The 10268-nt window shown below is 67.0% G+C and carries 8 protein-coding genes; 4 read left to right on the top strand and 4 right to left on the bottom strand.

Annotated features, from left to right (window positions below):
* Positions 1–294 (bottom strand): DnaJ domain-containing protein (locus ABWP50_RS05635; RefSeq protein ID WP_353217011.1); only part of this gene is annotated, 294 nt, incomplete at its 3' end.
* A gap of 125 nt (positions 295–419) precedes the next feature.
* Here ABWP50_RS05635 and ABWP50_RS05630 point away from each other — a divergent pair.
* Complete coding sequence (locus tag ABWP50_RS05630; RefSeq protein ID WP_353217010.1) at positions 420–1340, top strand: S1/P1 nuclease; 921 nt, start codon at positions 420–422, stop codon at positions 1338–1340.
* A gap of 21 nt (positions 1341–1361) precedes the next feature.
* Positions 1362–2282: a KPN_02809 family neutral zinc metallopeptidase gene (gene ypfJ, locus ABWP50_RS05625; protein ID WP_353217009.1), complete on the top strand. Its 921-nt coding sequence runs from the start codon at positions 1362–1364 to the stop codon at positions 2280–2282.
* A 9-nt stretch (positions 2283–2291) separates the two neighbouring features.
* On the opposite strand, the gene ABWP50_RS05620 is transcribed toward ypfJ, so the two are convergent.
* From ABWP50_RS05620 to ABWP50_RS05610, 3 genes are read right to left on the bottom strand one after another with little or no spacing between them, the layout of a single operon-like run.
* Positions 2292–2858 carry a hypothetical protein gene (locus ABWP50_RS05620; RefSeq protein WP_353217008.1) on the bottom strand — a complete coding sequence of 189 codons (567 nt, stop codon included), beginning with the start codon at positions 2856–2858 and terminating at the stop codon, positions 2292–2294.
* Positions 2859–2910: 52 nt separating this feature from the next.
* Positions 2911–3876, bottom strand: coding sequence for a DUF808 domain-containing protein (locus tag ABWP50_RS05615; RefSeq protein ID WP_353217007.1), 966 nt, complete (start codon positions 3874–3876; stop codon positions 2911–2913).
* 34 nt (positions 3877–3910) lie between these two features.
* On the bottom strand, positions 3911–4099 hold the full coding sequence (locus ABWP50_RS05610) for a hypothetical protein (protein ID WP_353217006.1): 189 nt from the start codon (positions 4097–4099) through the stop codon (positions 3911–3913).
* A gap of 81 nt (positions 4100–4180) precedes the next feature.
* On the opposite strand from ABWP50_RS05610, the gene ABWP50_RS05605 reads away from it, so the two are divergent.
* Positions 4181–6202 carry an autotransporter assembly complex protein TamA gene (locus ABWP50_RS05605; protein ID WP_353217005.1) on the top strand — a complete coding sequence of 674 codons (2022 nt, stop codon included), beginning with the start codon at positions 4181–4183 and terminating at the stop codon, positions 6200–6202.
* 17 nt (positions 6203–6219) lie between these two features.
* Positions 6220–10268 (top strand): translocation/assembly module TamB domain-containing protein (locus tag ABWP50_RS05600; RefSeq protein WP_353217004.1); only part of this gene is annotated, 4049 nt, incomplete at its 3' end.

The following is a 10268-nucleotide window of genomic DNA, read 5'->3' as shown; positions in this document are numbered from 1 at the left end:
GCCGCCGCCAAAGCCGCCGCCGCGCCCATAATCCTGGCGGCCACCGGTGCCGCCGGCAAAGGGATTGCGCGGCTGGCCATCAGGCCCGATTTCCCCGCGATCAAACTGGCTGCGCTTGGCGTCATCCGACAGGAGTTCATAGGCGCTGTTGGCTTCCTTGAAGCGTTCCAGCGCAGCCGGATTGTCGGCATGGCGATCGGGGTGATTGTCCTTGGCGATCCGGCGAAACGCCTTCTTGATATCCGTGTCGCTGGCGGACTTTGGCACACCCAGCACTAGATAAGGGTCTCGCATTGGTCATCCGTCGCTCATGTGGTCGTGATAGACATGGTCACCGAATGCGGCGATGACAAGTGATATCGACGCCCAAACATGTCCGCAACTGGCCAGCACCGCCCGCTTGGCATAAAGATTGCTGCATGATGGCAACAACGATTCGATTTTTTGCGCAATTTGCCGTGCTGATCGCGGTGCTTTGTGCCGGGCCGGCGCTGGCATGGGGCGGCTATGCCCACGCGCTCACGGCCCGCATCGCCCAATCGCAGCTGACCCCGGCAGCGCGCGCTCAGATCAAGCGGTTGCTGCGCGCCGAGCCGCAATTGAAAACGCCGCAATGCGCGCTGAAATCGCTGGAGGATGCCGCGGTCTGGCCTGATTGCGTGCGCGGCTTGCCGGATGGCAGCTTCGGATTTTCAGCCACGTGGCATTACCAGAATATCAGCGTGTGTGCGCCGTTTGACATCACTGCCAATTGCCCGAACGGCGATTGCGTGACGGTGCAGATCGCGCGCCAGCAGGCGGTGCTGGCCAACCGCCGGGCCAGCGATGCCCAACGATTGCAGGCGCTGGCGTTTCTGGTGCATTTCGTGGGCGACATGCACATGCCGCTGCACATCGGCGACAAGGCGGACCGCGGCGGCAATGATGTGCGCGTCGCCTATGGCTTCAAATCGCCTGACCGCATGAACCTTCACCGCGCGTGGGACAGCGATCTGGCCGAACGCGCCCTTACCGAACCGCCAGCAATCACCCCGGCCAGCATCACGCCGGCACAGCGCCGCGCCGACACCGCCGGGGCCACGGGCACGCCTGCCCGGGTGGCAGCATGGGCGCGCGAAGGCTGGGATATCTCGCGCAGCATCGCCTATCCCGCGCTGCTGGATTATCCTGATGGCTGCGCGATCCCTGGTGCGCAGCGCCCAGCGGCGCGCGGCACCATCACGCCGGCTTATGTGGCGGCAGCAACGCCGGCGCTGCGCGTGCAGGTCAGGAAGGCCGGCAGCCGCATCGCGCTGTTGATCAACGAAGCGCTCAGCCCAAGCGCGCCGACGCCCCGATAACTGTGGGCCAAGGAATGATTCATGCGCCTTGATGACGAAGACGAAAGCAGCAACATCGTCGATCGGCGTGGTTCCGGCAGCAGTGGGGGCGGTGGGGGCAGTGGGGGCGGTTTTCGCTTGCCGATCGGCGGGGGCCGGCTTGGCATCGGCGGCATGGTGGTTGTGGGCGTGATTGCGCTGCTGCTCGGGCAAAATCCGCTGGAATTGATCGGGGCGGTCAATGGTGTGCAGGTCGGCGGCGGCAGCATCGGCCAGCCCCAGTCCGGGCCGCAACCCGAAACATCCGCACCTGCCGCCGCTCTGGACGGCGCCCACGACAAATTCATCGCCCGCGTGCTCGGCACCACCGAACGCACCTGGGGCCGGCTGTTTCCTGAACAATTTGGCCAGCCCTACCCGCCGCCCAAGCTCAATCTGTTTACCGGCCAAGTGGATTCAGGCTGCGGCCCGGCCGATAGCGGCATGGGGCCATTTTATTGCCCGGCCGACCGCCAAGTCTATCTGGACAGCGCTTTTTTTGATGACCTTTCGCAACGCTTTGGCGCGCCGGGCGATTTTGCCGCTGCCTATGTGGTCGCCCACGAAGTCGGCCATCATATCCAGACCGTGGTGGGCATTTCCGATGAGGTGCAGCAGGCCCGCCGCAGCGCCAGCAGCGCCAAGGGCAACGCCTTGTCCGTAAGGCAGGAATTGCAGGCCGATTGCCTGGCCGGCGTGTGGGCGCACCACAATCAGGGCCTGCTGGAGCCCGGCGATATCGAAGAAGGCCTGCGGGCGGCGCAGGCCATCGGCGATGACCGCCTGCAACAACAGGCCGGCGGGCGCGTCAGCCCCGAAAGCTTCACCCACGGCACCTCGGCGCAGCGCATGCGCTGGCTGCAACGCGGGCTGGAATCGGGGCTAAGCAGCAGCTGCGACACCTTTTCCGCCCGCACGCTGTGATGGCGCCGTTCAGCCGTTCGAACCGCGAATATTGATCTCGCCGCGCGCAGTGCCCGCCGGGCCATCGCGCAGCGTGATCACCATTGCATCGCCGTCAGCGGTGGTTGCCCTCAGCGAAGTGCCGGTCCGCTGCACGCTGCGGCCCTTGGCGGCAAAGGCTTTTTCATACCAATCCGCCACCGCATCGGCGCTGCCCGGCGCCGAAAAGCCGAGCGCCACGCGCGCGTCGCCGCCAGCTTCGCTGTCCTGCGCCTTGATGTTGACGCTGGTCAGTTTTGCCCCCGGATACCGGCCCACACCGTCAAGATCGAAGCGTGCGTCCTCGCCGCCGATGACCCCGCCGGGCAATTGCAACTTGCCCGATATGCCGCCGGGCAAGCGCAATGCAACCTCGCCGCTATCGCTATCGGCGCTGAATTGGACCACTGTGCGCGATGTGTCGGTGCCTGAATCCTCGGCTTTATCACCGGCCTCGGCGGTAATGGCTGCTGGCTCGGAAGGCTTAACGGCCTTGCCATCCTCACAAGCGGCCACGGCGACGCCGCACAGCAAAATGGCAATCAGCGCGTCTCTCATCGGTGGCTCCTCATGTGTATTGCCAATACAATACACAGCGAAGCCTGTTCGGTCAATGCGCCGCCGCGCCGCCGCGCCGGGGCAGCGCATGCAGGACGGCCACGATGATCGCCCCCAGCGCCAGGCCGAACACGCCCGATCCGCCAGCCTCCGCCAGCCAGAGCGCAACGCCGCCGCCGCCTTCGGCAAGGTGCATCACGGCGTGCAGAATCTCATGCGGCGCGGCCACGCCATAGGTGTTCAATCCGTCCACCACGATATGGCCGCCCACCCAGAGCATCGCCGCCAGGCCGATCCACGCCAGCCCGGCCAGCAGCGGCGGCATGGCAACCACCAGCCCGCGCCCAAGCGCAGCGACACTGCGCTGCTGTTTGCGGGCCAGGAACACACCGAAATCGTCGGCCTTCACGATCAGCGCCACGGCGCCGTACACGATGGCAGTGATGCCCAGCGCCACGGCCACTAGCGCGACCGCCTGCTCGGCAATCGGCTTGTCCTCCACGGTGCCAAGCGCAATCGCCATGATTTCAGCTGACAAGATCAGATCGGTGCGCACCGCGCCCGCCACCATCGCCGTTTCCCGCGCGGCGGCATCCAGCCCCGCATCAGGCGCAGCAGCGGCAGCGTGCGGCCGCAGTTTTTCCCACAGTTTTTCGGCGCCTTCAAAACACAGAAAGGCACCGCCGGCCATCAGCAGCGGCGTGATCGCCTGCGGCAGAAAATAGGACAGCGCCAGCGCGCCCGGCAGCAATATCAGCAATTTGTTGATCAGGCTGCCGCGCGCGATCTTGGCCACGATCGGCAGCTCACGATCAGCCGCAAAGCCGACCACATAACGCGGCGTCACGGCGGCATCATCGATCACCACTCCGGCGGCCTTGGCCGAGGCTTTCATGGCCGCAGCAGCGGTATCGTCCATGCTGGCCGCCGCCATGGTGCCGACATCGTCAAGGCTGGCGGCAGCCACTTTGGCAATCGCGGCCACATCATCAAGCAGTGCAAAAAGGCCGCTGGCCATGCGCCGTTCTCCCGTTCCCGCGATGCTGCGCCGTTCAGCGTCTGTCCAGCACGGCGATGCCAATGGCCAGCGCAATGCCCGTGCCAAGACCCAGCATCAAGCCCAGCGACGCTTCGCCAAACGGCATGCCAAGGCCGGCGCCAAGCACCACGCCCAGCGCAATGAACACACCGCCGCCGCGGCGGGGCGGCTGCAAACGCGGACGAATTGGGGGAATATCCATGCGTCAGCCAATGCACCAGCGAGATGCATCTGGCCAGATGCATCTCGCTGGTGGCTTGCATGGCCGGCATCGGCTATCGGCATGACGGTGCATGAATTTGCGATCCTGCTTGTTGCCGGCTTGGCCAGCGCGGCGGCCCACAGCCAGCCAGCGCCACCTGCAATGCCGCCCGCCGCCCTCGCAAAACCGAAGGAGCCGCCGGCGGATACCGTAGAACCAAGTGCCGAGCCGATTTTGGGCCCCGAAGCGCCGTTGCCCGATCTGCCCGGCGGTGACGGCGTGGCGTGGCCCGATGTCGCATCCACCACCAGCGGCACGCCCGATGCGCCGGAAACGGCCATTCGCTACCGTGTGGAGGATACCGGGCTGAAGCCGCTTGGCCTCGACGACGAATTTCGGGCACTGTCATCGCTGTGGCGACACCGCGATGAGGAGACGAATCTGGCACAATTGCAGCGCCGCATTGCCGAAGATCGCGATCTTGCCGAATTGCTGCTGCGCTCGATCGGCCATTATGGAGCGAATGTGCAGACCGCCGTAAAACCGCCGGCCCCGGGCCAAGCAGACAGCGTGATCCAGATCAGCATCGATCCCGGCCCGGTTTATAACTTCGGCGCGATCACCATCGCGGCCCCAGATGCCAACCCCGAAACAGGCGCAACTTCAACCGCTACCGATCCGGGCCGCATCGTTTTGCGGCTGCTGCCGATCCGGGTTGGCGACGCTGTGGAGGCTGCGCGCGTGCAATCGGCGCAAACCGCGCTGCCCACCCGCCTTGCCGATGCCGGCTATCCGTTTGCCCGCATATCGGCCCCCGATATCATCATCGATCACGCCGCCCGCGAAGCCACCTTCACGCAAGGCATCGCGCTTGGCCCGCGCGGCGTGTTCGGCGCAATCCGCAGCGACAGCGATGTGCGCGGCATGACCGCCGCGCACATCGCCCTGCTCAGCCGCTTCAAACCCGGGGAGCGTTACAGCAACGCCGGCCGCGACGATCTGCGCCGCGCCATGGTGCAAACCGGCCTGTTCGGCGCCCTGTCGGTCACGCCCAAGGCCGGCGCGCTGCGGCCGGATGGCAGCCAATTCATCGATCTGGACATCAGCGGTGAAGCCGCGCCGCCGCGCACGATCGCGCTGGCCGGCGGCTTTTCCACCGGGCAGGGCGTGCGCCTCGAAGGCAGCTGGACTCACCGCAATCTGTTTGCCCCCGAAGGTGGCTTCACCGCCCGCGCCGTCGCTGCCGAGCGCGAGCAGGTTGCGCAGCTGGAGCTGCGCAAGCGCAATTTTGGCCAGCGCGACCGGCAATTGCTGATCAGCGGCGGCTTTACAGCATCGCAGCAATTTGCCTTTGCCGCCGAAACCCTAGGCATTTCGGCGGCGCTGGCCCGCGAAACCAATGTGCTGTGGCAAAAAGCCTGGACGTGGAGCATCGGCGCGCAGGCGCTGGTCACCAGCCAGCGCGACCGATCGGTGGCCGGCGATCCGCGCCGCACCTTCACCGTGCTCGCCCTGCCGCTCAGCGTAACCTGGGATCGCTCCGACGATCTGCTCAATCCATCGCGCGGCATCCGCCTCACCAGCCGCCTCAGCCCGGAATTCACCCTGCGCGACGGCAGCAACTTCAATTATATCAAGGCCCAGATCGAAACCACCGCCTATCAGCCGATTGGCAATCTCGTGTTGGCCGGGCGGCTGCACATGGGCAGCATCGTTGGTGCCAGCCGCGGTGTGATCGCGCCGGATCGGCGCTTTTATGCCGGCGGCGGCGGATCGGTGCGCGGCTATGTGTTTCAGGGCGTTGGCCCGCGCAACACCGACAACGTGCCGACCGGCGGCAACAGCCTGACCGAATTGGCCGTGGAGGCGCGCTACCGCTTTGCCGCGCTGGGCCAGGATCTGGGCGTGGTGGCCTTCATCGATGCCGGCGAAGTTTCCACTGGCACCACCCCGGCGCTTGATCGTTTGTCCTTGGGCGCGGGCATCGGCGCCCGGATTTTCACTGGCTTTGGCCCGGTGCGGATCGATATCGCCACGCCGCTCAATCCGCAGCGCGGCGATCCGCGGGTCGTGTTCTATGTCTCCATTGGGCAGGCCTTCTGATGGCGGCGACTGGCAAAATGTCCGTGCGGGGGCTGTGGCTGCTGCTGGCGCTGCTGGCGCTGCTGGCGGGTTTGTCTGCACTGCCGTTTGCGCTGGACACTGTGACGGGCCGCGCGCTGCTGGTGCAGCAAATGGTCGGCCTGCGCCTTGAAAGCGGGCTGTCGCTGCGGGTGCAGCGCATCGATGGCAGCCTGTGGCGGCGGGCGACCTTGATCGGCGTGGCCGTGCATGATCATCGCGGGCGCTTTGCCAGCATCGATCGGCTTGTGCTGGATTGGCGGCCGCTCGATGTGCTGCAAAATCGCATCACGGTGCAGGAATTCACGGCGGGCACGGTGCGCATTTCGCGCTGGCCCGATCTGTTGCCCACTGCCGATCCGCGCCTGCTGCCAGAGCAGGATATTGCCATCGGCAGTGTGTCCATCGGGCGCCTGCTGCTGGCCGAAGGCTTGGCCGGCAAGGCGCGGGCAATCACCGCGCGTGGCCGCGCAAATATTGCCGCCGGCCGTGCCCTGATCGATGTGCAGGCGCGCACCCTGCCCGGCAGCGGCGGCGACACGCTGAATGTGCAGCTGGATGCCGAGCCGGAGCGCAATCGCTTCAAGCTGGCCGCCACGTTGCTGGCGCCGGCCGGCGGTATTTTCACCACGCTGGCCGCCCTGCCCGGCCCGTTGACGGTTACAGCCAATGGCAACGGCAGCTGGCAGCGCTGGGATGGCCGCATCGCTGCCACGCTCGGCGCAGCTGCCGGAACGCTAGGCGAAGCTGCCGGAACGCCTGACAAAGCCGCTGTTACGCTAGCGGATGTCGCCATTGCCGGCCGGGACGGCCAATTTCGCGCCAATGGCCGCATCGATCCCGCCCGGCTGCTGGCCGGCGATGCCGCAGCATTGCTGGCGGGCGGCCTTGCCATCAATGCGCAAGTGGCGGCGGCCGGAACCGATGTGCAGGCCAACCTCAGCGTGGCTGGCCAGGCCATATCGGGCGAGGCGCGCGGGCAGTTTGATCGCAGCAGCGAGCGGCTGACCACGGCCACGGCAAAGCTGACACTGGCCGACAGCGCGGCGCTGGCCAGTGATCTGGGCGTGCGCGGGCTGACGGCGACGGCCCGGCTGGCGGGGCCGCTGCTGGCCCCGATCGTCGATACGCGGCTGAGCCTGCGGACGCTGGCCGTTGGCGGCGCGGACGGCGCCGTGCTGGAAGGAGTCATGCTGGCCGGCATCGCCAATCTGGCCGATCGCCCGCTGATCGTGCCGGTGCAGGCCAGCGCCGCGCGCATTACCGGCTTGCCGGCCACGGTGGCGGCGTTTGCCGGGGCCTGGCGCGGCACCGGCCAGCTCCGCTGGCAGGGCGGCCAGCTCCGCGCCGAGGATCTTCGCCTGAATTCCGGCCCGCTGCGCCTGACTGGCAACGCCGCCTATCGCCCAGGCGGCGCCAGCGGCAGAGGCAGCGGGGGGGCATCAACATGGGCAACCAATCTGGTTGGTGATGCGCGCGGCTGGCTGCTGCCGCTGCCAGAGCCGGCCAATAGCGATTTGAAGTTCACTGCAAGCCTGTCGTCTGGCCCGGGCGGGCGCGGCACGGTTGGCAGCGGCGGCTTTGGCTTGGCCATCGCCACTTTGACCGGATCGATAACGCGCGCTGCCGGCAGCAAGGCCGATCTTGCCGGCCGCTTTGCGCTGGCGCCGGGATTGGCCGTCACGCTGTCAAATCTGGCCTTGTCCACCCCGAAACTGGCGGCGGCCGGCAATGGCAGTTGGCGGTCCGGCGGGATCATCTCGCTGGCGGCAGCCGGCAAAAGCAGCGATTGGGGGCCGTTTTCGCTGGCAGCGGCGGGCACGCTGGCGGCGCCGCAGCTGGATGCGCAGCTGCCGCGCCCTGGCTATGGCTTGTCGGCGCTGGCGGTGCAGCTCGATGGCAGCGGCGCTGGCTGGCAGATCACCGCCGCGGCAGAATCCGCGCTGGGGCCGGTGACGCTGGCAGCCGGCCTGGCCACCGATCCGGCGGTGCGGCTGGCCGTGGAGCGGCTGGCGGTGGCAGGCTTTGCCGCACGGGGCGAGGTGGCCCAAACAGCGGCTGGCCCGTTTGCCGGCACGCTCACCGTGGCGGGCCAGGGCCTGACCGGCAGCGCCGTGCTGGCCAGCACGGCCGGCGTGCAAACCGCGCAGCTGGCGCTGAATGGCCGCAATCTGAAATTGGTTGCCGCCACCCCGATCAGCATCGAACGGCTGGCGCTGAACGGCGATCTGGCGCTGATGGCGGCCGGCACAAGCCTGACCGGCAAGCTCGATCTTGCCGGTCTGGAACGCGGCAATCTGGTGCTGGAACGCGCTGCAGGCACGATAAAACTGGTGGATGGCAGCGGCAGCGGCCGCATCGAACTGGCCGGCACCAGCGGCGAAGCCTTCAAGCTGGCGTTTGCCGCCGATATCGCACCCGGCCGCTACACACTCACCGGCGGCGGCGATTATGCCAGCCGCAGCGCCCGCCTGTCCGGCCCGGCGGTGATAACCAACGATGCGGCTGGCTGGCATCTGGCCCCGGTCACCGTGTCCAGCGCACTCGGCAATGCCGAACTCGCCGGCGATTGGGGGGATAACAAGCGCATCGATGCCAAGCTGGACAAGCTTTCACTGCAAATGCTGGGATTGGCCTATCCGTCGCTCAATCTGGCCGGCCGGTTGTCGGGCGTACTGGCGCTGCGGCAGATCAGCGGCGCCGCCCCCACCGGCACGGCGGCGCTGCGCCTCAATGGCCTGTCACGCAGCACGGTGGCTGCCACCTCAACACCGATCGATGTCGGCCTGAATGCCGCGCTGGGCCGTGATGGCACCGTGGTGCGCGCGGTGATCGTGCGGGCCGCCAAGGTCGAAGGCCGGGCGCAGGCGCGGCTGGGGCCGATCCCCCGCAGCACCGCCGATACCGCCGGCAATGCCAGCACTGGCTTGCTGGACCGGCTGTTTGCCGCCAGCGTGACCGGGCAATTGCGCTATGCCGGCCCGGCGCAGGACCTCTGGGGATTGTCCGGCCTGACAGCGCTGGACGTGCGCGGCGCGCTGCAACTATCGGCCGATGTTTCGGGCACGCTGGGCAATCCGGTGGTCGCCGGCCGTTTGACCGGGCGGCAGGCCCGCGTCGAGGCACCGCTGCTGGGCGCTGTCGCGTCCAATGCCAGCCTGGATGCGCGCTTCACGGCCTCCAGCCTTGAACTCACGCGCTTTTCCGGCAGCTCGGGCACCGGTAGCATCACTGGGTCCGGCAAGATCGACCTCAGCTATGAGCGCGGCTTTCCCATCGATATCCGCATGGCCGTAAAAGACGCCGCCATCCTGGGCCGGGATGACGTGACGGCCACCGGCAGCGGCACTATTCGGGTAGCGACCGACGAATATGGCGGCGTCGTGTCGGGCCAGATCAAGCTGACCCGCGCCGAATATCGCATTGGCCGCACCGCTGTGGCCGATGTGCCGGTGTTGGCCGTGACCGAGATCAACACGCGGCAGCTGGGGCGGCGCACCGTGCAATATATTGCGCCCACCCGCTGGCTGTTCAATCTGAATGTCACTGCCGATCGCAGCCTGAAGGTGACCGGCATGGGCATCAATTCGGAATGGCAGGCCGATGTGCGGGTGCGCGGCGGTGCCACCGCGCCGGAATTGTTTGGCCGGGTGCAGCTGGTGCGCGGCGATTATGATTTTGCCGGCAAACGCTTTCAGCTCACACGCGGCGATATCCGCTTTCTGGGCGGCAATCCGCCCGATCCGCTGATCACCATTGCGGCTGAAAACAGCGGCAATGGCTTTTCGGCGCTGCTCAATATCGATGGCACGGCGCAGCGCCCGCAGATCAAGTTCAGTTCGGTGCCAGTGCTGCCCGAAGACGAAGTGCTCAGCCGCGTGCTGTTCGGCGCCAGCGTCACCGATTTGTCGGCCCCCGAAGCCATTCAATTGGCCGGCGCGCTCACCTCGCTGCGCGGCAATGGCTTCAATCCGATCGGCGCCGTAAGCCGCGGGCTGGGCATTGATCGGCTGCGCATCCTGCCCGCCGATCTGGCCATGGGGCGGCG

The sequence above is a fragment of the Sandarakinorhabdus sp. genome (assembly GCF_040398645.1).
GTDB lineage: Bacteria > Pseudomonadota > Alphaproteobacteria > Sphingomonadales > Sphingomonadaceae > Sandarakinorhabdus.
The sequence above is the reverse complement of the archived record's forward strand: the minus strand, read 5'-3'. Positions and strand labels throughout refer to the sequence as shown.

Excerpts from the sequence above, each read along its gene's own strand:
- ABWP50_RS05605 (WP_353217005.1), top strand. The coding sequence starts at position 4,181 with ATGACGGTGCATGAATTTGCGATCCTGCTTGTTGCCGGCTTGGCCAGC.
- ABWP50_RS05620 (WP_353217008.1), bottom strand. The coding sequence starts at position 2,858 with ATGAGAGACGCGCTGATTGCCATTTTGCTGTGCGGCGTCGCCGTGGCC.
- ABWP50_RS05630 (WP_353217010.1), top strand. The coding sequence starts at position 420 with ATGATGGCAACAACGATTCGATTTTTTGCGCAATTTGCCGTGCTGATC.
- ABWP50_RS05610 (WP_353217006.1), bottom strand. The coding sequence starts at position 4,099 with ATGGATATTCCCCCAATTCGTCCGCGTTTGCAGCCGCCCCGCCGCGGC.
- ABWP50_RS05615 (WP_353217007.1), bottom strand. The coding sequence starts at position 3,876 with ATGGCCAGCGGCCTTTTTGCACTGCTTGATGATGTGGCCGCGATTGCC.
- ypfJ (WP_353217009.1), top strand. The coding sequence starts at position 1,362 with ATGCGCCTTGATGACGAAGACGAAAGCAGCAACATCGTCGATCGGCGT.